This is a genomic window from Candidatus Acidulodesulfobacterium ferriphilum (genome assembly GCA_004195035.1).
GTDB lineage: Bacteria > SZUA-79 > SZUA-79 > Acidulodesulfobacterales > Acidulodesulfobacteraceae > Acidulodesulfobacterium > Acidulodesulfobacterium ferriphilum.
Map to the genome: position 1 here is coordinate 602586 of SGBD01000001.1, position 24290 is coordinate 626875.

The window sequence follows — 24290 nt, forward strand, 5'->3', positions numbered from 1 at the left end:
AAATCATAATGGCACGATAAAGGATTATTTGAGAGGTCTTTATGTGTAGAATTCATTTATATCTTTAACTCCCGAAATAACCGGTTACCGAAACCAAATCCAGTACGCGTCCTTTCATCGCGTTTATAAGTTCTCCCGCGTTTACCCCCCTGCCTGATTCTAATTTTGCGCTAAGAGCGTATAAAGTTATAAAATACCTGTGGGGTTTGCCCTGCGGGGGACACGGCCCTCCGTAACCAGTGTTGCCGAAACCGTTAATCCCCTGCGCATAAAAGCCGTTAACGGCGCGGCGGCTTGGGGATATGCCTTCTTTAAGGCTTCTTGCGTTACCGGGTATATTGTAAATCAACCAGTGGTAGAAAACGCCTCCGGGCGCATCCATGTCTTTCATTATTACGGCGAAGGTCTTCGTTCCGGCGGGAACATTCGTCCATGACAGCGAAGGAGAAAGATTGCTTCCTTCGCAGGTGTAAATAGCAGGTATAACCCCGCCGCTTTTAAAAGAGCCGGTTGTCAGTTTTAAGGCAAGAGCGGGAGCAGGAAATACGAAATTTAAAGTTATGTTAAAAATTACCGTGAAAAACAGGCCTATTAATACGGGGAATACGGGGAGTATTTTAATTTTACTTATGCTATATTCTTTAGACATTTCCGTCCTTCCGAATTAAACCAATTAACGATTATTTATTATTTATCCAGAATAATATCGTTAAAATGTTCCCCTAATTCTTTAGACCTTGCTTCGGTTACCCTTTTATACCGCTTGCCCCCGTCTTCCCAGTCTGCTTCTACCCCGTATGCGGCTTTAACAAATCCGACAGCCCTTACGGCATCCGCAAGAGCCTCTTTATCATCCGTACCGTAAATCTTAACCGGACTGCCTATCGCAACCGTATGGGGCGGAACGAGAAAACCCTTCGGAATAACGGTATTGGCATGGACGAAGGCCGAAACGGCGACCACGGCTCCGGATTGGATAATAGCACCGTGCAAAATTGTAGCCCCGGTTGCGATGAACGAATTGGGTCCTACGGTGCATCCCAAAAGCGTTGCATGCGGCCCAACATTGACGTTATTTCCGATTATAACGGGATTATTTTTATCAGGTAAGGCGGTAGCCCTGATAACGGCATTTTCTAAAATTATAACGCATTCGCCTATTTCTATATGGGAACCCTCGGAATCTAATACCGCCCCGTACATTATGCGGGAGTCTTTCCCTATGCCGACCTTTCCGCAAACTACCGCTGTAGGGGCGACAAAGACGGAATGGCCTATTTGAGGCTCAAAACCCCGGTGCCTGATTATCATTATTTAGATGTTTCCTTATTTTATCTTTAACGGTTAAATTAAAACTTAACCTCGCGGTTATGCCGAAAGCTTTTGCTACTTTCTGTATAGTATCTATTCCTATATTGACGTTTCCGTTTTCGATTCTCGAAATTACGGCTTGAGTAGTTCCGATCTTTACCCCATTCATTATAATGTTATATCTTATAAGATATAAAAATCAAGGAAATATTTATCTTTTCATCCATAAATCTAATTTATTTCTCCTTCGGCGCTTATGCTTTTAGGTTCACTGTTTCTAACATCGCTCATGCTCTTTACCGCCGTTATTCTCAAAGCCTTGCGCTGATAAATGTTATTTAAAACCAGCGCGGCAATAACAAGCAAGGCGCCCGACATTTCGAAAAGGGTTACTTTGCGCCCCGATAACGAAGCAATTATCAGAGTCGTTACCGGCACCGCATTAATAAACAGAACCCCGTTAACGGGTCCTATAATTTTATTGCCCGCGTTCCAAGTGAAGACCGCCATAACCCCGGCTATAAGTATCATATACGAAAGTTCCCGCCATACGCCGGATATTTCGTTCGCGGCAGGCACATGCAGCCAGCCGAGGGCAGTCGCCAAAACTACTGCAAAAAGAATCGTAACATCCCCCATTGCGCATGTTAAGGCGGTATAACGCAGAGGGGAAAACCCTGCGAATTTTGTTATCCCCCAAGTGTAGATTACCCATGAAAACGCTCCAAGCAACATAAAAACATCCGCCAAAAGGCTTTTTTTCATCGAATAAAGAAGCATCAGGTTTCCATCGGTGATGACGAGCAAGACCCCGATAAGCGCGATAAAAATAGCAATAAAAGTAAATTTATTAGGTTTTTTACCGGTTGCCGCCCATGAGACTGCGGCGGACATAAGGGGCATAGTTGACATAAAGACTGCCGCAATTATCGCGCCTTTAGCCCCCGATATCATCTGCTGGCCTAAAAAGACAAGAAATCCGAAACCGGCAAATCCCGCGGAGCCGAAAAGCCATAGCGGCAGTACCTTTCCTTTAAAATTAAAGGCTTTTCTGCCTTCGAAAATTACGAGAAGTATAAAAAAAATTATGGATGCGCTCGTATATCTTAACGCTGTGAAATAAAATGGATCCATTATCTTTAAAGCGCCGTCCATGACTGGGAACATCCCGCCCCACGCTATCGTAGAGATTAAACATAGCAACACGCCCGATATTAATTTATATGCGTTTTTCATCAAAAACACCCCCTCCCCGCTCCAACCATGAAATTATTTAAATAAAGTTATTTTTAAAAATGAAACAACTTACCTTAATATTATCTTGCATACAGTATAAAACCTGTTATATAATGAGTCAAATGAATAATATTTATAATTAAAATGATAATTTACTCATGACGCTTACCCAATTAAACATTTTAAAAACCGTGGTCGAAACGGAAAGCTTTACCAAAACGGCGGACATCCTGCACATAACGCAATCGGGCGTGAGCCACTCCATTGCGTCTTTGGAAGACGAACTGGAAATCAAGCTCGTTAAAAGCAATAAGAGAAGTGTTTCCCTTACGGAAGCGGGAGAAAAGATTTATATTCTTGCGAAAGATATTCTAAGCCGCATAGACAGGTCGAAAGAAGAAATTTCGGCGTTAAAAAACCTGCAGACCGGAAAACTGAAATTAGGATGCTTTCAAAGCGTTTCCGTAAGAATCCTGCCCGGGATTTTAAAGGTATTCAAACAAAAGTATCCCGGAATAGAAATCTCATGGTTTGAAGGTACGGACTTGGAGGTCAGGGACTGGATAATAAGCGAAGCGGTGGATATCGGGTTCGTCGTATCGTCCTCTGTACCTTTGTCCGAGTGCGCATCTTCGCAGATCGAAGGTGCGGACAAAGACGGGCTTAAGACTATCCCTCTTTTGGAGGATAAGATGCTCGGGGTCTTTCCCGCAAAACATCCCTTGTGTTCAAAGAAACATATAAATATAAAAGAGCTTGCCGGCGAACATCTTATAACATTTAAGGGGTCGAGCTGCGGCATGCTTATAGCGTCTAATTTAATAAACATAATGAAAAATATAGACGAAATTAAAAAAATAGAAGTCAGGAATATAAGCACCGTTATAGAAATGGTCAGGGGAGGCATAGGCGTAGCTATTATGCCGGAGCTTGCCGTTCCTCTAAATTATGCGGGCATATGTTCGGTTCCCCTAAGCCCCGAAATAAAAAGAGAAATTGCTCTGGCATACCGCCCTTCCTGTTCTTTAGACAACCTTTCCTTATCCGCAAAGGCTTTTATAGAAATAACGAGGAAATGGATAGAAGAGCATTTTAAAATCGGGAGAGATGTTTCTTGAGTTTCTCTCCCCCCCCCCGCCTTTTAAGGCGAAGGGGGAAGAAATAATTTGGCAATATGCAATATAAATAATAAATATTGCCGGCTAAAATGATCGGTTAACGCAGCGATTTAAACAGCCATGTGCCGTAAACGGGTTGAGGACCCTGCATGCCGTTATGCACGACGTAGAATCCTGGCCACCTGAGGTCAACCCAGACTTTAAGGCTTTTCCCGTCAAGTTTCATGTAATAAGGATTGTTGGTTCTGAAGTTAGTTCCCATGCCGACAAGCCTGTGGCACCTGTCTTTTTCTACCGTGACATTTTTAACTAGTCTAAGCCGCACTCTTTGACCGTGCCATGTAATAAGATAATAAAATTGCCCTATCGGCGGATGCACGGGACAACCCGGGCAAGGGCGCGGATAAATGGCGCTGGAAGATTTTACCCCGAATAAAAATATCATAGGCAGTGATAATGCTAATACTAAAACGAACCATTTTAGATTTGTACCGAATAAACTTGCGTAACTGGATTTTATTTTCATTTTATTCACCCCCTTTTTATTAAATTTTAATAATTTATATAATTGCCGATTATATAAATTATTTTTAACGACGCCAATATACATATATTATGGTATATTAGGATTTTACCACTAAAAAAGAAGTTGTCAAGTGTTGGCGGCAATGCATCGGCAATGCGCCGATAATAATGAAACAGCGGGTTAAATTTATCCGGCATCGAGTGGGCGGGCGAGCCGGCAACTGACCCTCTCCTCCCCCTCCGCGCTAATCCCCGCGCTTGGCGTTTTTGTTTTTTGAATTTTTAGGAGTATAATTTCATATTATGGACCCTCAAGAGCTTATAAACAAATACGGCGGCAGATTTTCGTCAAGCTTGGGCATCCGTCTTTCGGCCTCAAATCCGGACGAAATATTTAAATGGTTTATCGCCTCCATGCTTTTCGGAGCAAGAATATCGGGAAGTATTGCGATAAAAACATATAATAAATTAATATCGAAAGACATCGCCTCCCCCGAAGATATTTTAAAAATAGGATGGGACGGTCTTGTCGCAATTCTGGATGAAGGGGGTTACGCAAGATACGATTTTAAAACCGCAACAAAGTTTCTCGAGGTTTGCAAATCGCTGACCGAAAACTATAACGGAAACCTAAATATATTGCACTCAAGGGCATCGGACGGGAAAGACCTCGAGAACAGGTTAAAAGCCCTCGGCAAGGGCATCGGGGATGTAACCGTTAATATATTTTTAAGAGAATTAAGGGGAATATGGCTTAAAGCAACACCTTTGCCGCCTAACACCGTTATGACTGCGGCTAAAAAAGCAGGCTTTATTCCTGAAGAACTGACCGACAATAAAAAAGCGCTCCATATGCTCTTTAGTATATGGAATGGCGGAAGGAAAGGCAAAGAAGCCGAAAAAAGGATGAAATCCTTTCCCGATTTCGAATCGGCATTGGTTAAAAGCGGCCTCGAGATTAGAAAAAAGAAATTATCGTGATGCGAATCAGCGGCCTCCTGCTCCCAAAGAGGCCATAATATATTATAATATAACTTAGTAATTTTAAATAATTAGTTTTAAAAAATGCTTTGACAATGAATAAATTATACAATATAATCCTTTAAAATAATAATTAATTAAATCTTATACTCTTACTAATTTACACAAAGAAATAAATAAAAACCGACGATAATCAAAATGGTAATGTTTGCGGGTATTTTCATAGTTCCGCTTATTTTGCTTGCGGCATGCGTTTATATTTATTGCCGGTATTTCTTCATTATCTTATAATATTATTTAATTAAATCAAAAATATTGGAAATTCTTTTTAAAATTAAACGAACTTAAAAAAGGATGATAAAGATAAAATAGGCCACTCCCTATGATATTATGACAAAACGGAATATTAATCCATTTAGTATGACAGCAATATCATAAAAAGACTATAGGGGAAAAAGCAATGACATATCTTGCTAAACTTTATCTTACGGTCGGCATAACCGGACACAGGGATTTAGTCGAAGAAGATATCCCTTTACTTAAAAAGCGCATAAAAGATGTTTTTGATGATTTAAGAAAAGAGTATCCCAATACGCCGTTGCTCCTCATAACGCCGCTTGCTGAAGGCGCCGACAGGCTTGCCGCCGAGGTGGCATTGGAAGAAAACATAGAATATGTTTCACCCCTCCCTTTGCCGATAAATATTTATAAAAACGACTTTCCTGACACTGTTTCCGAGTTCGATCATTATATTTCAAATGCAAAAGACTTTTTTGAACTCCCTCTGGGTAAAGACAAAATAGAATCCATAAGCAAATATGGAAAAGAAAGGGATAAAAGATACCAGCTTGTCGGAGCCTTTATAGTGAGATATTCCCAAGTGTTGGTAGCCTTATGGGACGGCAAACATACAAGCCTTACCGGAGGCACATCGGATATTATCCGCTTTCAATCGGAAGGCCTTCCGCATGAATATGCCACTAACCGATGCGAGTTGGACTTCCCCGACAGCGGCCCAGTATACCACATACTTACGAGAAGAAGAAAAAACATCGATATATCCGTTCCTTACAATGCCAAGGTTAACATTATTATGGCGACAGAAGGTAAAAAAAAGGAGGGTGGCGTATTTCGAATAATAGACAGAACGGCTGAGCGTCTTTTCCATAACGACCATTTTAAGAAGGGCGACACCGCATTCCGACCCATTGACAACTTTAATTTTGAAGCGGAAAAATTGACCATTAAAGACGCGGATAAATCTTTGAAATACTTAACATCTCTTAAAGATTTTGAAAAGGAAAAAGACATAGCATACCTTTATGCCAATGCCGATGCCTTGTCGTTAAAACATCAGAAAAAATGGCTGTTTTCCCAGAAGCTTCTATTTGTTATAACTGGGCTTATCGTCACCGACTTTATTATATACTCGTTTATAAACATAAGATATCTCCTCGTTTTTTACATAACCCTTTATATATTGGCAGCATTTATAATCGCAAGGTATCATAAAAACCGTGAATCTTATATAAACTATAGGTCTCTTGCCGAGGGGCTAAGGGTGGTATTTTTTCTAAGGTTTGCCGGTCTTCACGAGGATGCAGCGGACAACTATTTGAGCAAACAGGCGGAAGAGCTTCAATGGGTAAGGGAAGCGATGAGGTCGGCAAATGTCATCAAACCTAAAATAAAACCGGACTTCGAGATGGTTCAAAAGGACTGGATAAATGGGCAAATAAAATACTATACGGGCGCAAAAGCAAGGGACCAAAAAAAGCTTACGACTATACGCACTATCACGATTATTCTTCTTTTGTTAGGTTTTATCAGCGCGGTTCTGGCGCTGATAAAAGGTTTAACAGGCATTCTTCCGCCATTAAATCTACTTATTGCCATGACAGCGCTTATGCCCGCCTATGCAGCAATCCTTGAGACCTACTCGGTAAGGATGGGTTTTACGGAACATATTAAAGAGTATTCCCGTATGCAAGGAATATTCGAGCGCGCGAACAAGTTACTTAAAAATTCGAAGGATGTAGAATCGAGACAGAGGATTTTTTTAATGCTTGGACGTGAGGCTTTAAGGGAAAATGCAGACTGGCTTTTACTGCACAGGAAACTTCCCGAAGGACTTCCCAAACAATAAACCGGTAGATAAAAGATTGGGAAACATGTTTGAGTTTCTATTTTATAGTTTAATATTGTAAAAATTATTAAATTTTAATTATTTAAAATGCTTATGGATAATAACAAAGATAAGTCCGATTTTTTTATAAGTTTTAAAAAAAGCGATATAGATGAAGGCTATGTTGCATGGCTTGAAAATTTATTGGATAAAAAGGGATATAGTTATGTTACTATGAAAGATATTAAACCAGGCGAAGACTTTGAAATATCAATTAATTCAAAACTTGAAAATACCCGCGGAACAATTTCTGTCATAACCAAAAATTATTTTGAAGGATATGACTCTGGAAAAAACTGGTGTTATAAAGAATTTTCAGCCGCCATGCATCATTCTGAAAAGGATAATAATTATTCTTTTATTCCCGTGCTATTTGAAGAGGTTCATAAGATACCGCCACTCTTTGAACGCATAAACTACATTGATTTATATAATTTCAATAATGATGATGAAAAAAGAGAGGAATTGGAAAAAGCAATAATTGTGCAGTCGAAGATTCAAACCGAACAGATGCCCATAAATGATTTGCATAGACCTGTACCTGTATATCTTGCAAAGAAAAAACATATAAAATCCTATTGGGTTATAATATCTATATTAGCTATTGCCTTATTAAGCATTTACGGCTTCTTGCGGTTGGGGTTTAAATTTAATCCTGGCGCCAAAACTAAGGAAAAAACCGGCAATTTTACAAATCCTGTGCCAAATAACTACAAGCCCCGTGTGATTACTAATAAAACACAACCGAAACAATCTGTTAAACCCATACCTATCACAAAACCAACCGCCGTATATGCTCCGCATCCGAATAAACGACGGCCAAGAACTGTTGTTGCTTATGTTCCTCATCCAGGTTTACCTCAGCCAACTATTACAAGCATAAGTCCGAAGATTAATATAGCTGGAAACTGGGTAGGTTTTTTTACGAAATTCACATCAGCAGGCAAAACCATATTAATTCCTTTTACAATGGACATCAATGAAAATGGAAACAATATAAGCGGCACGATGAAAAATAAAATGTTTGGAGTCGTACACAGGGGCCATATAACCGGCACGATAAATGGCAGACATATTTCTTTCGCGACTACATATGCTTTTTCAACCTCCAAATATTTATATTCGGGAAGAATTTCAAAAAATATGTTTGAAGGAAAGGGTACATGGAAGTACTATTATAAAAATGGAAAATGGCTTATTGCCAGACCAGATGCTAATTCTAAGATAGTAAATGTATATAATAAATTAAAAAATGCCAAAAAAAGCAATAACACTTCAAATATTCGTATTAACGGGCCTAACTGGGGCAGTGTCTTTCATAATTTATTTAAGTAAAACTATTTTTATAGCGTATTTAGTCATGTAAATTTATTTCCGGCAAAATGAGCGTATAAATACATGCCATTTTTAAGCAGATTCACCGACATGAAATTTATTTCAGATTTTTTTTGTCCCCATTTTTGCAGGTGTCAAGCGAAAAATCTTCGTAATGAGTTAAATACTGCGGTTTTTAAATGGCTGGGGGAGAAGGATTCGAACCTCCGTAATGGGAGTCAGAGTCCTATAACTACATAGTTTAACTTATTGATTTTATTTATTAATTTTAATTATTAAAAATCTTATGTATCCGAAATTGTATCTTCTTATTTATTGTTTCAATGCCTGTAAAAGCAATCTAAGCAGTTATAGTATAGCCGTATAAATCAATTCTGTCAATTTCGTCAAGCCCTATGTTTAAGTGCTGACGTAAAGATTTCGGCATTAACTTTCAAGAAATGTCCGATAAATGTCCGATAAATGTCCGATAACGAATTATTTTACTGGTTCATATATTCTAAGCTTCTTAGCGCCGGTCGCTTTCAAGATATTCTTGTCCGCAAGTTCCCGCAAATCTCTGTAAAGGGTTTTTCTTGATACATCCGGCATTATTCCTTCGAGGGAAGATAAATTTGCGCTTTTATTTTCTTTTATATACAGGGCTAATTTTATCTGTCTCTGATTTAATCCTAATTTTTTTAAATTATCTTCGGAATAAAAATCCGTTTTCTTATAAAAATATACCGAAAAGCCGCCGAATTCTTCTTTAAATTCCGGTTCTGGCAGTCCGGCTTTTTTACATTCCTCGATTATTTTAACCGTTCCCCTTCCCCACGTTTCTATCAAGCCAGCTTTAAAAAAGACGTCTGCGATTAATTCATTCCGCGGTTTTGAGGCATGAGATTTTTTTAAATCGTCGATTTTCATTCCCGAAGGCAGTCCGCCTTCATTCCATAAAACTAATCTATCGGGATATACCTTTATCTGAGTGTGCGCTCCTACATAATCTCTATGCACGACGGCATTTGTTACCGCTTCCCTCAATGCTTCTTCGGGATATTCAAGAGTTTCGTTTCTGTATAACCCTTTATAGCCTATCACAGAAACGAGATACTTAGATTTTAATAAATCTAAGGTCTTTTCTACCTGTTCAAAAAGATTGCCTAAGATATCATCGGAACTAATAACGTCCAGATAATTTAGCGTTTGATTCGTTTTTAATAGAACTATTTCCCATACTTGCCCCGCAACCGGCAAGAGCGGTCATCGATACCGCCAGCATTAAAAATAAAGCGATTTTTTTCATTTTTTAGCCTCCTCTTAAATAAAATTAATGTTAAAAATCAATAATGTTAATGTCCATTTAAAACATTACCAAAAAACAGAAAAATAAATAGATATACATATAACAGAAATTACTAAAACTGAAATAATAAACCACTTCATGTTAGATTCCCTAATTTCATCCATAGTGGGATTATTTTTTTCATATTTTAGCCCAATATCTAATTTTTTATAAAAATCTACTTCCTCGGCGAGTTTTTGATACTTATCCTTCATTGCTTTTTCTTCTTCAGGCTGTAATGAAGCAGAGGCAATGTTTTTTTCAAAAACATCATTTCTCATCCTTCTTTCTTCATCAACCGCCGCCTGAAGTTTTTGAATTTCTGAATTTCTTTCGATGCTTGTCATTTCCCCACCATTTTAATTATTATATTTTAGTATCCTTTTAAAAAATACTCAATTTTCTTTTCTACTCTATTTCTATTAATAATGCCCATATCCGCGTCGATAAATATAGTAGATTTCAATATATGCGAATATCGCAATGAGCAAATCTATAACTCCAAAAGCAACTTTAAATCCTGAACTGTTAAACATAGAACTAAATGCTATCGTTGCATATGAATGTGTAATATATGGACTATGCGGCGGGGAAGGCGGCATAGTCCAAATAATAGCGTCGCCGATAAGTATAACTCCTCCTGAAATAATTACCAGCCAAATACCAGCCATTATAGCTGAATATTTTGGAGTGTGCTCTTTATTTTTAGGTACACTATATTTAGCGAGAAGCATTTCAGTTTTAATATTGCGCTCCCATAGAGGCATCCTATCCCATCGTTCTTTTTCTTTTTGCGCTTCAATTTCGTTGAGTTGTTTTTTGACTTCGTTGATCTCAAGTTTAGCCTTTGCTTTTTTGAGTTTATAAGATTCAAACATTTTTAGCCTCCCATTATAAATATTTTACTATATTTTAATAGCGAAGTTCTCCGGAAAAAGAACTTCCAATACAGACCTATCTACGCATTTCCTGAAATATACCGACCTTATAAAAATTTTAACCTTGTCCCTTCCGAATTTTTCTATTAAAACGCTTAAAGCGTTTCTCAATTCCTCTATGTCGTCTTTGCCGTATTTTTCTTTTTTGCCTTTCAATTCTTCAAAATCTTCGTATATAGCCTGCGCTATCAAATCTTCCTGAATTTCTATTTCTTCCGTTTCCCGCTTCGACGCCTCTCTTTTTTCTTCCATCCTGTCCGCGCTGCGGACGTATTTAAAAATAGTCTTCTTGAACGGCGCCGGCTTAACTATTTTTTCGATAATATTTTCGCCCGTCAACCCTTCTTCTTTAAGTCTTTTGTAAACCGCCTGCCTCAAACACGTAAAATCGTAGTCGTCGAGATTTAAGCCCGCTATATCTAAATTAACGATACTGCTTATATCGCTATCGATTTTAAACTTCAAAGATTCGTTAAGATTTTCTACCTCGCCTATTCTTGATAAACCCGCATAGCCCGGATAGTCGTTTATAAAATCCTTAATGGTTTCGTAATCGTCGATATTATATCCGTTTTCTATAACCTCCGTAAGTTCCCTGAAAGCTCCGTTCTGATTCGAAAAATAGGTCTTATATCTTACGCCGTTATAAAACTTGTCCGCAATGAAAACGAAAATTTTGTTATATAAAATTCCGTTTTCGGATAGCTGAGATTTGACGGAATAAGTTGTTTTATTGATTAATGAATTTTGATTCATAAGATTTGTCGGTTAATCTTGTCCGGTTACCGGACGACATTAAGATTCGTTATTTTTTACATTTCCTGTTTTATTTTTTGCATATCTTTTTGAGATATCCGCCCAATTATAATAGTGAATATAGTAAAAAAGCCAAAGCCGACGGCCAAATAACAAACATATATAGATATAAAGCGTCTGTACAGTCAGTCACAGAAAGATGCAATACGTCTGCTGTAAAAAATAAAAAAAATACCGGCGAAATAAAAACAAAATATATTGTAATAGATATTATTATTCTAAAAGATTTGGTCATAATTTTGTCACTCAATTTTAGCCTCCGCTTTTTGCATATCTTTTTTGAAATAAGATTTTAGATAGCATTTTATTCCCCGGTAGAACCAAAGCCGTTATCCTTTCTTGTAGTCTCCGTATTGACGCTGACGACTCGTTGCGGTTGTCCCGTCCACACGGGAACTATTAACATCTGCGCTATTTTTTGACCAGGCGATAACGTGATAATATCTTTAGATTTGTTTTTTGCCAGCACTACGATTTCGCCCCTGTATTCGTGGTCCACAATACCGCCTTTTATTTCTACGCCCTTTACGGCTAACCCCGACTTTTCTTTAATAACCGCCGCGTAGCCTATCGGAAACTCCATTTTAAAGCCGGTATGTGCGATTATAATGTTCCCATAAACAACGAATAGTAATATTAACCTGTTCCGGCGCGGCAATACCATGGAATGACCCTGCCACTTTTCGAGGCTCTTTTAAACCGTTTCTTTGAAATAATTACGAAAGAATTATCTTATTCCCGGTGGTGGAAAATAGGCAATGAGAGGTATAATAAAATAAACTCCTTATTGAAAGAATTTATTGAATACTATACTTCCAAAAACGATATAGTCCGTTATTATACCGTAAATTATGACCTGCTTACCGAATTTGCGACGAAATTGAAATTTTTCAAAGGATTTGTTAAATGCGGGTTTAATCTAAGAAAAGTAATGGAACTTCTTAAAGATGTTCCGTTAGTTATAAATATTGGATCGGGAAAAACTGGGACGAAGCCCATCGGTAATAATGAATTAAAATAATATTCTAATGTTTTACTCTTAAAGACCTGCCCGTTTCAACAAAACTTTTATGAACTTGCATATTCATAAACTCGCCTGCTGTCCAGATTGCCGCCGGTCCAACGGCTACACCGTTAAAAGTATTGAGGCACCCACAATTGCCAACTTTTTGCCCTGGTATTATCACCCATTTTCTGCCATTCCAGTGAATGGCAAGAGGTCCTCCGCCTGTACTGTCATGGCGGCCAACCGCCCACACATTGTTGCCCCATGCGGAGATGCTATATAGCTGATTATTCTGACGAGGTATGTTCGGACTTGGAACTTTTCGCCATATATATCCGTTCCATTGTTCAATAAGCGTCAGGTAGTGCTTTCGTGGAAACGGACGGTAGGTTCCTGCAGCCCAGACATTATGAGGCGAAATGGCAACAGCAGAGTATAAAACATTTTCATACCGGCTTGCATTTGGCGAGCGTATGCGAATCCAGCGATGTCCGTTCCATTGTAATATCAAAGTTCGATTAGCCTCGCCGTTCCAGTAATGCCCCACTGCCCATATATCATGGGAATTGACGGCTGCAATACCTGAAAGCGCGTTCACGGTTATCCGCTGATGAAAATGACCGTCCGGTCGGACAAACGATGAGCTTCTGTCAGGATCAGGACTGGGGACTATTTTCCATCCATAGCCGTTCCAATGTTCTATCAATGTATGTCCTGTATGCTCGAATTGAAGATTTTGAAAGGAAATTTTGGAATTGTAGTAGCCCCCCACGGCCCACGCGTCGTTTGGTCCCAGTACAGCAATATCAAAAAGGGTGTCGGCCTTCCCCTTGTTTGGCGTAGGAACTACTCTCCATTTTAATCCATTCCAGTGTTCAGCAAGCGTTCTGAAAGTAAGGTTGGGCCACCCGGCATCACTCGGCGCATAGGTGCCAACCGCCCAGACATCATTTACTCCTTTGCCCGCCACGCCAAAAAAGTGCGCCCAACCCGCGGATGGGTTTGGTGTAAAAACATACACCCATCTTCTACCATTCCAGTGAATGGCGAAGGTGCGATCGGTGGTACTAATTTGATAAGCGCCTACCGCCCAGAAGTTGCCGGGATATATCAATCTGACGGCATCCAATCCGCTTCTTCTCCCTGGCTCCGGAATGCGGACAGAGTGCAGCCACGATGGTTTATTAATATGCCCGGATGCTTTCAGATTTTTAGGTATAAAAACTGCAAGATATACGAAAACAGGAATAAAAGATATATAAATTAATGTATAAATTTTGTTGATTTTCATATAGTTACTTTTAATGAAGTTGTAATAAATTAATTTAATCTTACCCTTCTCAAATAAATTATACTATCATATTTAAATAATTTATAATTATTTTAAAACAGGATTAGACCATTAAAACCATTATGATAATGAATACGTAAATTATGCATAGCATGTCTTCTATATTAAGGCAATATGAAAAATGAAAATTTAGGCAAAAATTGCGTATTCCATAAATTTGTATTATGCAGGCTTAAGAATAAACTCTTTTCCGGCTTTAGTCGTTACTTTTATTACGGGTGCGAACAAAATAAAATCTTCGTGAAAATTAACCCTCACGTTTCCCCCGAAGGACGAATTATCTCCCAGAGCTATATGAATGGAACCGAATATCTTTTCGGCTTCTAAAATATTAAGGATATTTTTAGCTTCTTTATTTGTGCCTATTCCTAGCTCGGCTATATTTGAAATAAGATTATTATTTTTAATCGAATCTATAAATGATTATAATGTTCCCATAAATTAATACAACCCGCATAGGTGGATTCGGGATATGCAAATATCCCGAAATTATTGTAAAATAATAATAAATTCAACCTGAAATCATTTTACGGGGGTTTTGTATCCCGAGAAAAAAGTATCTGATTTATTTTATTTTTCGAAAGTTAATTCTAAAAAGTCTTTGGGGGTCAAAATAAGAGTATTTTTTAATTTCTTATTGTAAAAAGTTAAAAAATCTTTTGTGTTTCCCGTGATAAAAAAATCTATATCGTGATAAACGGCCGAAGATAAAATTATCCTATCGTTTTCGGGAAGGTTCTTTGCAAATTCGTAATAAACATCAACGTCTTCAATTATATCGGCTTTGCTTAAAAGTTCATTTAAAAAATCTAATTTTTCCGGTTTCTTTATCTTTATGTTGTGAATCGACTCAAACTTAACGAGATTTGATATATAAATTTTGATAATATTGAGATTTTGAAGCTCGAAGAAAAGATAGGAGCGGGATTTTCCTTTTTCTGAATAAGCGGCGGAAAATACGACGTTGCTATCCAGAAAAACCTTTAATTTTTCCATTTCTTTAGAATTTTAGCCTTTTCGTCTTTTTTTAATACATCTTCTTCTATAAGTTCTTTTACAAAATCATCGTCAAATGTTCTTGCTGCCTGTTTTAATTTTTTTAAAGGTATAGCATATGCCGGTTTTATGACGAGTTCCCCGTTTCTTTCTTCTAGTATAACAGGCTGTTTGCTTTTTATATTATATTTTTTTCTTAAATTGCTCGGGATAGTAATCTGTCCTCTTTCTCCCACTATTAACGTTTCCATTTATATCGCCTCCGCATCTGGGTCTTAAATTTCATTTGATTTATATATTAATAAATTATTCTTAATATATAAATATTATATACCTATTTTCAGAAAATATGCAAATAAATTAAAGGAACTTATTTCTTTTTGCCCCAAACATCGTCAACGGCTTTTTTAAGCGTATCCGGGACTAAATGCGAATAGCGCTTTGTCATCTGAGTCGTTCTGTGGCCCAACAGCTCCCCCGTTATATAAAGCGACGTTCCGTTCATTACCATTTTACTCGCAAAGACATGGCGTAAATCATGAATTCTTAAATCCTTAAGTCCGGCTTTGCGACACGCCGTATGAAAAGAATGTTTAAAATCGGTTAATTTAGTCCCGTTCCTCTCAAATATATATAAACTATCCTGATTTCTTTGAATGCCGACCAAAATAGCCTTTAACGGCTTTGAAATTGGAATATATCGGTCAAATTTAGTTTTTGTGCCTTTAATTGTAATTACGTCGTTTTGCAAATCTACGTCGTCCCATTTAAGATTTAAAGCCTCGCCTTTACGACAGCCGGTATAAATCAGAAAAGTTATTAAATCTTTTGTCAGCTTATTCGTCGCTCCGGCAATAAGTTTATCTATATCTTCGTTGCTTAAAGTTTTAAGGCGGGATAATTCGTTTAGTTTCTTGATACCGGAGGCAGGGTTCTTATCAATAATCTCTTTCTCTATGCAGTAATTAAAGAAATTACGCAGGATAGCTATCTCATAATTTACCGACCTAAAATTAATTTCTGACTCTCTCTTGCCTATATTTTTTTCTAAGTTTATTATTTCAAGTTTTCTTTGGAACTGATAATTTTTAATGTCAATAGGCGTAATATTTATAATCTCTTTATTAGATAGAATGGGTAGAAAATGATTTGATGCGGTTCTTTCTCTGATTTTCTCTTTTCTCTGCTTTGTATATTCCGTAAAAACTTCTTTAAAATTATATACAGCTTTATTTTTAATCGGTATATTAAATCTATCCCTTATTGTATCGGCATAAATAGCCGCCGCAATTTCACTTGCCGCCGGTTTATCTTTAGTCTTGCAGGAATATTGGTATAATTTATTATCTATCCTGAATTTGCACCAGTAAACCTGCCCTCTTTTATAAATATTCATACTGTATCCTATGTATCCGTTTTTGTATCCAAAATTTTATAAATTTACATAAATTTTAGTAAATTTTAGAAATTATGTCAAGATAGGATATTGTCTGAAATGCCTTATTTCCTGCGGTTTTTAAATGGCTGGGGGAGAAGGATTCGAACCTCCGTAATGGGAGTCAGAGTCCCAGGTCCTGCCGCTAGACGATCCCCCAAATTGATAAAAATGCGGGTTTTATCAAGAATAAGTTCTACTATTATATGATAAAGCATCAAAAAAGGTCAATAAAAATAACATACCCAAATCCCGATTTGGAAATTTATTTTCTGGATTTGGGACATAAAAAAATTTATTAATTTATCTAAATTTTATAAAAAATCGGCAAATAAAATGTTATAATATTTACTCGGAGGAAATGGAATTTAACTATGAAATTTAAGGCACGGTATTTTTATATTTTAGCCGCATCTGCAATTATTATTTTAATTTTGTTTACTGCGGCTATCGAGAAATATATGCCGTCGTCCTCAAGCAAAACATCCGCCTTTTTGGATAAGTTAAAATCCGCCGCCGCCCTATCCGGTGAATCTTCCGGCCATTTAGGGTGTAAAAGTACCGCCGAATTCCCCTGCATCGTAAAATATTTGCATTACTTGCGTTATCTCCCTGTTTCGGTTTCCCCCTCCGGTAAATACGGCTACGAATTTTCGTTTCCGGTTCCGAAAGCTTTGCAGAAAACCGCGGACTCATATAAATGGAACCCCCAAAACCCGTTTATTTTAGGGGCAATAACGCAATATCTCGAGGCGTCGGGCATGCTGCATGACGGGGAATACGCAAAACCTCAAATAAACGGAAGGCTTTTGTCCGAACTGAAAAAAAGCGCGGCAAAGGGGGAATTAGACCCTTACCCGTGGAAATGGATATTAGTCAGGCAGGCCGCGAAAGGCGAGATGGTCGAACTTTACGAAAACGGCAGAAAGGTTTTTTCGTCTCCGGCAAATACGGGTGAATTTGCGACCACTCCCGACGGGACATGGTATGTCTTCCTCCGCTTTCACAGCACTGCGATGAGCGGCTTGTCCCCCTCCCGGATTTCCATGAAAGTTTACGAATCGCTGAAATTAAAACATCCCCGCATGGTCGGGTGCTTAGACGGACACCCCGTAAAATGGATCGCGTACAATGATTCCGGCATTAAGTACGCGGATTATTTTAACGGCGGAATAGCTCTGCATTATATCGCCCGCACCCATTATGGATTTCCTCAGTCGGCCGGGTGCGTGGAATTGCCTTACGACAATGCCAGATTCCTGCACAAAAACATAGGTTACGGAACAATTGTCACGGTGCTTGGAACCACCGGACCGGCGGCAACAAAACAAAGGAGCGGCGCTGCCGCCTCCGGAGCCTGCACCCAGGCCAAAGTTCAGGCTAAACCTGCCAAATCCGCATCGGCATATTCGACATATAAAGATAAAACCGTTGCAAGCAGTGAAAAAACCTTTTAAAAACCGGAAAAACATTGGGATAACCTTTATTATAGATAATTACAGATAGACATTTTAACAGTTATTGACATTTATGCCTTTACGCCCTTTAATTATGCTATTTATTTTGGTATAATCTTTGCGTAATGGCATATGTAAATCTACTAATTAGATATAAGTTTAGATATAAATCATTAATATATCAAAACATGGCATGAATATACAGGCAGTTTTAAAAAAAATCGAAGAACCGGCAAAGAGAAGGGTCGCTTTCCTTGGGTTTTTAACGGAAGAGCTTAGAAAAAACAATATGTTTTTACCGGTCGTAGTCGGCGGAGAGGCTCTTGAAATATACACGCAAGGAAATTATACCACAGGAGACATAGATATAATTATAAACGAAAGCAAGCAGTCCATACTTAATATTTTAAAAAAATGGGGATTCAAAGAAATAGACAGGTTTATAGTTAATGAAGACCTCGATATTTATATAGATGTGTGCGGAAGTATTTTTGATAAAAAGCTGACTAATAAAATCAAGATCAACGATAATACCATAATAACTTTGATTACGGTCGAAGACCTTATAATCGACAGGTTTTGCAGTTATAAATTCTGGAAAATAGACGAGGATTTGAGATGGGGTATCATACTTTTGTATAACTATAAGGGAAAAATAGATGAAAAATACCTGAGGCGGAGGGCATTAGAAGAACAGGTGGAGGATATCCTGAAAAAAGCAAAGAACAAAATATATAAAATGCCCAAACCGCATTTGGAGAAAACCGGAAAAAATGGATAGAACATGGGATTATAAGGAAATTGTAAACCTTTCCAGAACAAAAAAGCCGGAGTTAGTCAAAATGGGGCTTTATCCTTTTGATAAAAGGGGACACCTGAAAAGGAGAAGGTATAAGGACAAAATGCTTTTAAGGATGTCTATTGCCCGAGCAGAAAAATACCCCCCGTTTATAGACGAAGCGGGTAATTTAGTTTTGCCGTATTTCTACGATGTTATTAAACCTGCCGCTTTAAAATAGGATTGCCTGCCCGTCTATCATGGAATCGTCCATCATCGGCAGCCCCGATGCGGGATTTACTCCTATATCAGCGGTAGAGGAAGCAGAGTCGGAATCGCCGAATAAGCCGGAAAACCAATTAAATCTTTTACAAATAATATGCATATTGTTTCTTTATGAAAGAGAAACTTAAAGAGATAATTAGGGATTTTCATAAAGGAACCCTTCCGCAAACAAAAAGAAGGGATCTGGAAATTCCCTTAGAATCACAAAAAATTATAACCGTTTCGGACGTCATAAAATAGCCCGCATCCTTCTTTATTATTCGAACACCCCGTAAATTTTATACCCGCAAAATTTACAATTTCCGTTAATAACATTATTTTCCAAAATGCTATATCCCTGCCTTTTTATTAAAAGTTTTTTGCACGAAGGGCAAACGGTGTCTTCATAGCCGTTCAACCTTATATTGCCCGCATAAATATACTTAAGCCCCGCCTCTTTTCCGATATTATAAGCATTTATAATGCTTTCTTGCTGCGTAGCCTGTCCGTCTTTCATCTTATAAAGCGGGAAAAATCTCGAAATATGCCACGGCAAGTCGGGACTTACCGAAACGATAAAATCCGCTATGTCTTTGATTTCTTTTGGCGTATTGTTGTATTCGTCTATAAGCAGCGTGGTAAGCTCAAGATGCACGCCGTTTTTATAAAACATTTTTACGGCTTCCAGCACCGGCTCCAGTCTTCCGCCGCAAATCCTCCTGTAACTGCTATCATTGAAAAACTTTATATCTATATTTGCCGCATCTAAAAGCCCTTTAACCGCCGCAACCGATTCTTCGGTGTAATAGCCATTTGTAACAAACACATTTTTTAAACCGTTCTTATGCGCAAGCTCCATAACATCTAAACTGTAATCAAAAAAAACCGCCGGGTCGGTATAGGTATATGAAATAGACTTGCAATTTGCTTTTATGGCGCTCTCTACAACCCCTTCCGGCGGAGTTCTTTTTATCCCCTTAAAATATTCAAGATACGATTCATAGCTTTCATCCCTGTAACTCTGGGAAATATCCGCATTCTGGCATCCCAGACACCTGAAATTACACCCCGGCGAGGCAATCGAATACGAAAAAGTTTCCGGCAAAAAATGGAATAACGGCTTTTTTTCAACCGGGTCAACGCCTTGAGCCACTAAAATCCCGTAATTTATGCTGTATAACTCCCCGCCTTTATTTAAAACCGTCTTGCAGACCCCCAGTTTATCTTCTTTAATCCGGCACTTATGCGCGCAAATCAGGCATTGGACATATTCACCCTCTTTTTTAAAAAGCCTTATAGCAACCATTTTATATATTCACCTCTATTTATCGTCCCAAATCCTGATTTAGGATTTTATTTTCTGGATTCCCGCTTTCGCGGGAATGACTAAACTGCGATTTAAATATTCACCCTTTGGGTGTCATTCCCGCGTAGGCGGGAATCCAGAATTGCTTATCATTAGAATATATAAATATTTTCTAAATCGGGATTTGGGATCGTTATTGCACTTTACGATGCTTTTCCGCCAATCCTTCATATCTTTCACCCGACTACCCTGTCTCTTCCCAAATCTTTCGCCCTGTAAAGATTTTCATCCGCAACCTTTAAAAGATCATTTAAAATGTCCTCGACCGCGCCGTTGTTGTCTATGATTTTAGGCTTAAGCGGGTGTTTCACCGATGAAACGCCCGAGGACACAGTAATACTTATGCTGACATTATTTTCGAAGCTATATGTCTTGCTTTTAAAATAATTCCTTAGTTTTTCCATAAGATTTACGGCATTTTGTCTATCCGTATCCGGCAGGATTATAACAAATTCGTCCCCGCCGTACCTTGTGATAATATCCTGCCCTCTCATCAGAATATTTCTTAAATCTACGGCAAATTCCGCCAGCATGCTATCGCCGATTTGATGTCCGTAATTATCGTTTATATTCTTAAATCTATCTATGTCTAAAATCGCCATGGAAAGATTAGTTGAATTTCTATTCGCCCTTATAATCTCCCTTTTGGCGAACTCGTACATGTATCTCCTGTTGTATATCCCCGTCAAAGGGTCGGTAATCGCAAGGTCTTTGTTTGTTTCGATTAATATCAGCTTTGCAAAAACCGGCGAAGCTATATTGATTATCTCTTTTATTAATCCTGTTATCTCTTCGGTAAAGAAATCTTTGTCCTTTGATTCGACCGAAACCGTTCCGACGACCTCATTGCTAATTTTTAACGAAAAACAGGTATAACCGCCGTCCGTCCCGCGAAATTCACAGTCGTTAACCGTCTTGTCCTTTCCGCCGCCGTTTTTTAAAAGCTTGCAGCTTGAAAGGTAATCGTCGTAATCGATTTTATTTGTTGCCACCATCATTTTCACCCGCCGGTTTTCGTCAATAAACCCATTCCCTCTCCCTTTTTCTATCTCTTCCTCTTTTTTTGTACAAATCAAAGAAGTTACGGTCTTTTTGCTAATCGTATCGAATATGTTTATATGAAGCGAGGTGCTTCCGCTACCTTTTGTATTTTTTACCGCGTATAACCCCTCCGCAAATATCTTTAAGGCGTACTCAAGCGTAAAAACCGTAGATAATTTATATGACAAATCGTTTAATAAATTAAGCTTTTTAGTCAAGTCTTCCAAGTTTTTTGTGTAATTCCGGGGTTCGGTAATATTTCCGAACACAAGAAGCCTTATAATGCCGCCGCTTTTGGTTAAAAATATGCTCGACTTCATACTTAATATAATCCCGCTTTTAAGATTGATTTCTATGCTTTCTATCGTGGTTACATATCTGTTTTTTATATATTTTTCGAAGATATTGTAAGCAAAATTTTCGCCCTCGAAAGCAGGTTTTATATTTTCATAAAATTTATCTAAACTTATCGGGGCGGAAAACTTGTCCAGATTAAAAACCTGAGCAAAGTAATCGTTGTAAAGGCTTACGACTTTATCCGTCAAATTTATGGAAACAACCCCGAACTCGACCATTTTATTTATCAAATTTTCCCTGTTTTCCAGTAGTCCCAAAGACGAATCTAATTTCTCGAAAAGCGTATTAATCTCAAAATATGTGGCAAAAAGATTTATGCCGTCCCTGAAAAATTCTAAATCTTCGCCGTAAAACGCCGTTCTTCTGTTGATTACGCCGGTTACCGCCAGATACCTTCTGCCTCCCGTTCCTTCGAATGCGTAAAGAATTATGTCTTTGACGCCCATATTTTTAAAACCTTCGGTTGCAAATTCGTCTTCCTGATAATTATAGGTATCCAGCCTGTTTTCCACTATTCTTTTTTGAACAAATAATGTCGGGGCGGGCGCTATGGAGCTTATACCTATATTATAATCCCATCCCCTTGAAAACACGCTTTCCGTAATCTCATTTTTAGTCTTGTCGTAAACTATAAACTCAATAAAATCGGTTTGTAAATTATTTTCTAAATTATTCAAAAATTCTTTATTGTAAAACTTAATCAAACCATGTCCATGCCCTGTTACGAGGGGAGATAATATTTGTTCCGCCATTTCGGATAAAACCTGCGACCTTTTAAGGTTTTTCAGATAGGTCATTAAATATGAAACATAATTTGCCAAATTAAAAATCGCTCCTGCCTTAATACTGTCAAAAGCATCTTTCTTGCCCGAATATATCCCCAGCACGCCTATAATATTCCCTTGGGCGATCAATGGAAACACTCCTAAGGATAAAAATTTATATTCTAAAAGTTTATCTTTATAAAGCGGAATGGTCGTATCGCTTAAGGCATCGTTTATCACCGCATAATTCTTGGATTTTATCGCCCTTGCCGCTAAATTTTGCGAATACTTTAAGCCGCCGGCCTGGTCGTCATATTTAAGCATCAGATTATTTGTATAACTAAAATCGTTATTATAGGCATTGATTATTTTTACCTCTTTCCTGTCCTCGTCCAAAACGCCGAACCATGCATAGCTGTAACCCATTCTTTCGACTATCAAGTTCATAAGTTTAATGGTTAACGAATTAAAATCATCCCTGTCGGAAACGGTTTTAGAAAAATAGTTTATATTCGATACGATAAGGTTATTTTCTTCCTGTTTTTCTATTATCGTGTCATTTAGAGCCGTAATAGCTTTTGCAAACTCGTAAAATTCGCTTTCCTTATTTTGATATTTGCCTGCCAAATCCTGCCTTTCCGGGTTATTCGGGTCTATTTTTTCGATGCTTTTTAAAAGGTCGTAAAATGGGTCCGAAAATTTTTTATTAACTAAATAAAAAATCAGGATTGTAAAAATAGATAAACCGATGAAAAAAAGTATCGGAATATAAATCTTCGAAAGATACCAGAACCATCTGTACTGTTCTATCCCTGAACCTAAAATCCCTATTATCCTGCCGCCGTAGTTTTTTATCGGTTTATTGTATATATAAAACATGACGCCGTTTACGATTACGAATGTATAAACGCTTTTGCCTTTTTTTAAAACTAAGAGCTGTTTTTCCGTGGCGCTCTGGCCTAAGCCCCAATACCTATGGTTTTTTACGGTTGAAACCGCCGACCTCTTAGCTCCGTAATAGACGCCCAGATTCACCGCCATATGATTTTTTAGGACTATGCTTCTTAAATAATCGCTGGTTATATGCTTATTTAAAATAATTATAAACCCGTTGTTTTTATGTATCAGCCAGTAAATTACCCTGAGTGAGATAAGCCTGTCCGATTTATCCCTCCCGAATCCGGTAAATATAGCCTGTTTTCTTGTTAAAATAATTCCCATAAATCTTTGATAGTTGCTTAATTTTTTTACTTTATTGTTATATTTATATTTAAACTTATTTATGTAATCCGCCTGCCCGTTTTTTATTTTTATCAATACTATGCTCGATATTTTTTTGGAATCGGATATTTTTCGTATAAACCGGCTTTTAAAGTTATGCGCGACAATATCGTTAGCCTTTTCGAGCATATAGTTCCTGTCGCCTATAAACTCCATTTGCCCCGTCATTAACCCGGACCTTAACTCTTCCCTTAAAGATTTACGGCTGTATAAGGCAATATAATGGACGGTTAAAAATATGCCTATCGAAAAAACGACAAGGTTCGATATGATAAAAAGAAAATATATTTTAAATTTTATGGAATTAATATTTATTTTCGGCATATTTTTTTATTTTCTTTTAATTCATATCATTTTGAATAGTATTATCTATATTATATCTTATTTTATCTTTATTAATAATACATAACAATGTTGTTTTA

24 protein-coding genes and 1 tRNA gene are annotated in these 24290 nt (G+C 37.8%); 8 read left to right on the forward strand and 17 right to left on the reverse strand.

Annotated elements, in window-relative coordinates; genetic code table 11:
- Window positions 1–64: 64 nt before the first annotated feature.
- The 4 genes from EVJ47_03075 to EVJ47_03090 all read right to left on the reverse strand — a co-directional run bounded on the left by EVJ47_03075 (window position 65) and on the right by EVJ47_03090 (window position 2547).
- Complete coding sequence (locus EVJ47_03075) at window positions 65–649, reverse strand: YbhB/YbcL family Raf kinase inhibitor-like protein (protein ID RZD15267.1); 585 nt, start codon at window positions 647–649, stop codon at window positions 65–67.
- A 38-nt stretch (window positions 650–687) separates the two neighbouring features.
- A complete protein-coding gene (locus tag EVJ47_03080) occupies window positions 688–1311 on the reverse strand; it encodes a gamma carbonic anhydrase family protein (GenBank protein ID RZD15268.1) in 624 nt (207 codons plus the stop codon).
- Entirely contained in the window at window positions 1286–1480 is a 195-nt protein-coding gene (locus EVJ47_03085) for an XRE family transcriptional regulator (GenBank protein RZD15269.1), read from the reverse strand. The genes EVJ47_03080 and EVJ47_03085 overlap by 26 nt, the downstream gene beginning before the upstream one ends.
- Window positions 1481–1542: 62 nt before the next feature.
- On the reverse strand, window positions 1543–2547 hold the full coding sequence (locus EVJ47_03090) for a DMT family transporter (GenBank protein ID RZD15270.1): 1005 nt from the start codon (window positions 2545–2547) through the stop codon (window positions 1543–1545).
- A gap of 158 nt (window positions 2548–2705) precedes the next feature.
- Between EVJ47_03090 and EVJ47_03095 the strand changes: the two genes are divergently transcribed.
- Window positions 2706–3665: a LysR family transcriptional regulator gene (locus EVJ47_03095; protein RZD15271.1), complete on the forward strand. Its 960-nt coding sequence runs from the start codon at window positions 2706–2708 to the stop codon at window positions 3663–3665.
- 97 nt (window positions 3666–3762) lie between these two features.
- On the opposite strand, the gene EVJ47_03100 is transcribed toward EVJ47_03095, so the two are convergent.
- Window positions 3763–4191 carry a hypothetical protein gene (locus EVJ47_03100; GenBank protein ID RZD15272.1) on the reverse strand — a complete coding sequence of 143 codons (429 nt, stop codon included), beginning with the start codon at window positions 4189–4191 and terminating at the stop codon, window positions 3763–3765.
- Between the two features lie 302 nt (window positions 4192–4493).
- Between EVJ47_03100 and EVJ47_03105 the strand changes: the two genes are divergently transcribed.
- The 3 genes from EVJ47_03105 (at window position 4494) to EVJ47_03115 (ending at window position 8691) form a co-directional block, all read left to right on the forward strand.
- On the forward strand, window positions 4494–5171 hold the full coding sequence (locus tag EVJ47_03105) for a hypothetical protein (GenBank protein RZD15273.1): 678 nt from the start codon (window positions 4494–4496) through the stop codon (window positions 5169–5171).
- A gap of 460 nt (window positions 5172–5631) precedes the next feature.
- Window positions 5632–7317: a hypothetical protein gene (locus tag EVJ47_03110; protein RZD15274.1), complete on the forward strand. Its 1686-nt coding sequence runs from the start codon at window positions 5632–5634 to the stop codon at window positions 7315–7317.
- An 87-nt stretch (window positions 7318–7404) separates the two neighbouring features.
- Entirely contained in the window at window positions 7405–8691 is a 1287-nt protein-coding gene (locus tag EVJ47_03115) for a toll/interleukin-1 receptor domain-containing protein (protein ID RZD15275.1), read from the forward strand.
- A 477-nt stretch (window positions 8692–9168) separates the two neighbouring features.
- On the opposite strand, the gene EVJ47_03120 is transcribed toward EVJ47_03115, so the two are convergent.
- The 5 genes from EVJ47_03120 to EVJ47_03140 form a co-directional block, all read right to left on the reverse strand.
- Window positions 9169–9930, reverse strand: coding sequence for a hypothetical protein (locus tag EVJ47_03120; protein ID RZD15276.1), 762 nt, complete (start codon window positions 9928–9930; stop codon window positions 9169–9171).
- A 114-nt stretch (window positions 9931–10044) separates the two neighbouring features.
- Window positions 10045–10365, reverse strand: coding sequence for a hypothetical protein (locus EVJ47_03125; protein ID RZD15277.1), 321 nt, complete (start codon window positions 10363–10365; stop codon window positions 10045–10047).
- 75 nt (window positions 10366–10440) lie between these two features.
- Window positions 10441–10896 carry a hypothetical protein gene (locus EVJ47_03130; GenBank protein ID RZD15278.1) on the reverse strand — a complete coding sequence of 152 codons (456 nt, stop codon included), beginning with the start codon at window positions 10894–10896 and terminating at the stop codon, window positions 10441–10443.
- Window positions 10897–10923: 27 nt separating this feature from the next.
- Complete coding sequence (locus EVJ47_03135) at window positions 10924–11712, reverse strand: hypothetical protein (GenBank protein ID RZD15279.1); 789 nt, start codon at window positions 11710–11712, stop codon at window positions 10924–10926.
- Window positions 11713–12076: 364 nt separating this feature from the next.
- Window positions 12077–12436, reverse strand: coding sequence for a dUTP diphosphatase (locus tag EVJ47_03140; GenBank protein RZD15280.1), 360 nt, complete (start codon window positions 12434–12436; stop codon window positions 12077–12079).
- Window positions 12437–12439: 3 nt separating this feature from the next.
- Here EVJ47_03140 and EVJ47_03145 point away from each other — a divergent pair, with 3 nt between their 5' ends.
- Entirely contained in the window at window positions 12440–12793 is a 354-nt protein-coding gene (locus tag EVJ47_03145; GenBank protein RZD15281.1) for a hypothetical protein, read from the forward strand.
- 4 nt (window positions 12794–12797) lie between these two features.
- Here EVJ47_03145 and EVJ47_03150 read toward each other — a convergent pair whose 3' ends face one another.
- From EVJ47_03150 to EVJ47_03170, 5 genes are all read right to left on the reverse strand, one after another.
- Window positions 12798–13550 (reverse strand): hypothetical protein, encoded by a 753-nt coding sequence (locus EVJ47_03150; GenBank protein ID RZD15282.1) that lies wholly within the window; start codon window positions 13548–13550, stop codon window positions 12798–12800.
- A 1149-nt stretch (window positions 13551–14699) separates the two neighbouring features.
- Complete coding sequence (locus EVJ47_03155; protein RZD15283.1) at window positions 14700–15125, reverse strand: PIN domain-containing protein; 426 nt, start codon at window positions 15123–15125, stop codon at window positions 14700–14702.
- Window positions 15113–15376: an AbrB/MazE/SpoVT family DNA-binding domain-containing protein gene (locus EVJ47_03160; protein RZD15284.1), complete on the reverse strand. Its 264-nt coding sequence runs from the start codon at window positions 15374–15376 to the stop codon at window positions 15113–15115. Before EVJ47_03160 ends, EVJ47_03155 begins: the two co-directional genes overlap by 13 nt.
- Window positions 15377–15495: 119 nt before the next feature.
- Window positions 15496–16521, reverse strand: a complete 1026-nt coding sequence (locus EVJ47_03165; protein ID RZD15285.1) for a site-specific integrase — start codon at window positions 16519–16521, stop codon at window positions 15496–15498.
- Window positions 16522–16646: 125 nt separating this feature from the next.
- A tRNA-Gln gene (locus EVJ47_03170) sits at window positions 16647–16720 on the reverse strand.
- Window positions 16721–16934: 214 nt separating this feature from the next.
- On the opposite strand from EVJ47_03170, the gene EVJ47_03175 reads away from it, so the two are divergent.
- From EVJ47_03175 to EVJ47_03185, 3 genes are all read left to right on the forward strand, one after another.
- Entirely contained in the window at window positions 16935–18017 is a 1083-nt protein-coding gene (locus tag EVJ47_03175) for a murein L,D-transpeptidase (GenBank protein RZD15286.1), read from the forward strand.
- A 193-nt stretch (window positions 18018–18210) separates the two neighbouring features.
- On the forward strand, window positions 18211–18798 hold the full coding sequence (locus EVJ47_03180; protein RZD15287.1) for a hypothetical protein: 588 nt from the start codon (window positions 18211–18213) through the stop codon (window positions 18796–18798).
- The gene (locus EVJ47_03185) at window positions 18791–19036 is read left to right on the forward strand and encodes a hypothetical protein (GenBank protein RZD15288.1); all 246 of its coding nucleotides are present in this window, start codon (window positions 18791–18793) and stop codon (window positions 19034–19036) included. Before EVJ47_03180 ends, EVJ47_03185 begins: the two co-directional genes overlap by 8 nt.
- Before the next feature lie 300 nt (window positions 19037–19336).
- Here the strand turns inward: EVJ47_03185 and amrS are convergent, their stop codons facing one another.
- Complete coding sequence (gene amrS, locus EVJ47_03190; protein ID RZD15289.1) at window positions 19337–20365, reverse strand: AmmeMemoRadiSam system radical SAM enzyme; 1029 nt, start codon at window positions 20363–20365, stop codon at window positions 19337–19339.
- 236 nt (window positions 20366–20601) lie between these two features.
- Window positions 20602–24192, reverse strand: coding sequence for a diguanylate cyclase (locus EVJ47_03195; GenBank protein RZD15290.1), 3591 nt, complete (start codon window positions 24190–24192; stop codon window positions 20602–20604).
- Window positions 24193–24290 lie beyond the last annotated feature (98 nt).

What these genes read in the sequence shown, in the direction of transcription:
- EVJ47_03075 (RZD15267.1), bottom strand. Translation starts at nt 649, where the DNA reads ATGTCTAAAGAATATAGCATAAGTAAAATTAAAATACTCCCCGTATTC.
- EVJ47_03080 (RZD15268.1), bottom strand. Translation starts at nt 1,311, where the DNA reads ATGATAATCAGGCACCGGGGTTTTGAGCCTCAAATAGGCCATTCCGTC.
- EVJ47_03085 (RZD15269.1), bottom strand. Translation starts at nt 1,480, where the DNA reads ATGAATGGGGTAAAGATCGGAACTACTCAAGCCGTAATTTCGAGAATC.
- EVJ47_03090 (RZD15270.1), bottom strand. Translation starts at nt 2,547, where the DNA reads ATGAAAAACGCATATAAATTAATATCGGGCGTGTTGCTATGTTTAATC.
- EVJ47_03095 (RZD15271.1), top strand. Translation starts at nt 2,706, where the DNA reads ATGACGCTTACCCAATTAAACATTTTAAAAACCGTGGTCGAAACGGAA.
- EVJ47_03100 (RZD15272.1), bottom strand. Translation starts at nt 4,191, where the DNA reads ATGAAAATAAAATCCAGTTACGCAAGTTTATTCGGTACAAATCTAAAA.
- EVJ47_03105 (RZD15273.1), top strand. Translation starts at nt 4,494, where the DNA reads ATGGACCCTCAAGAGCTTATAAACAAATACGGCGGCAGATTTTCGTCA.
- EVJ47_03110 (RZD15274.1), top strand. Translation starts at nt 5,632, where the DNA reads ATGACATATCTTGCTAAACTTTATCTTACGGTCGGCATAACCGGACAC.
- EVJ47_03115 (RZD15275.1), top strand. Translation starts at nt 7,405, where the DNA reads ATGCTTATGGATAATAACAAAGATAAGTCCGATTTTTTTATAAGTTTT.
- EVJ47_03125 (RZD15277.1), bottom strand. Translation starts at nt 10,365, where the DNA reads ATGACAAGCATCGAAAGAAATTCAGAAATTCAAAAACTTCAGGCGGCG.
- EVJ47_03130 (RZD15278.1), bottom strand. Translation starts at nt 10,896, where the DNA reads ATGTTTGAATCTTATAAACTCAAAAAAGCAAAGGCTAAACTTGAGATC.
- EVJ47_03135 (RZD15279.1), bottom strand. Translation starts at nt 11,712, where the DNA reads ATGAATCAAAATTCATTAATCAATAAAACAACTTATTCCGTCAAATCT.
- EVJ47_03140 (RZD15280.1), bottom strand. Translation starts at nt 12,436, where the DNA reads ATGGTATTGCCGCGCCGGAACAGGTTAATATTACTATTCGTTGTTTAT.
- EVJ47_03145 (RZD15281.1), top strand. Translation starts at nt 12,440, where the DNA reads ATGACCCTGCCACTTTTCGAGGCTCTTTTAAACCGTTTCTTTGAAATA.
- EVJ47_03155 (RZD15283.1), bottom strand. Translation starts at nt 15,125, where the DNA reads ATGGAAAAATTAAAGGTTTTTCTGGATAGCAACGTCGTATTTTCCGCC.
- EVJ47_03160 (RZD15284.1), bottom strand. Translation starts at nt 15,376, where the DNA reads ATGGAAACGTTAATAGTGGGAGAAAGAGGACAGATTACTATCCCGAGC.
- EVJ47_03165 (RZD15285.1), bottom strand. Translation starts at nt 16,521, where the DNA reads ATGAATATTTATAAAAGAGGGCAGGTTTACTGGTGCAAATTCAGGATA.
- EVJ47_03175 (RZD15286.1), top strand. Translation starts at nt 16,935, where the DNA reads ATGAAATTTAAGGCACGGTATTTTTATATTTTAGCCGCATCTGCAATT.
- EVJ47_03180 (RZD15287.1), top strand. Translation starts at nt 18,211, where the DNA reads ATGAATATACAGGCAGTTTTAAAAAAAATCGAAGAACCGGCAAAGAGA.
- EVJ47_03185 (RZD15288.1), top strand. Translation starts at nt 18,791, where the DNA reads ATGGATAGAACATGGGATTATAAGGAAATTGTAAACCTTTCCAGAACA.
- amrS (RZD15289.1), bottom strand. Translation starts at nt 20,365, where the DNA reads ATGGTTGCTATAAGGCTTTTTAAAAAAGAGGGTGAATATGTCCAATGC.
- EVJ47_03195 (RZD15290.1), bottom strand. Translation starts at nt 24,192, where the DNA reads ATGCCGAAAATAAATATTAATTCCATAAAATTTAAAATATATTTTCTT.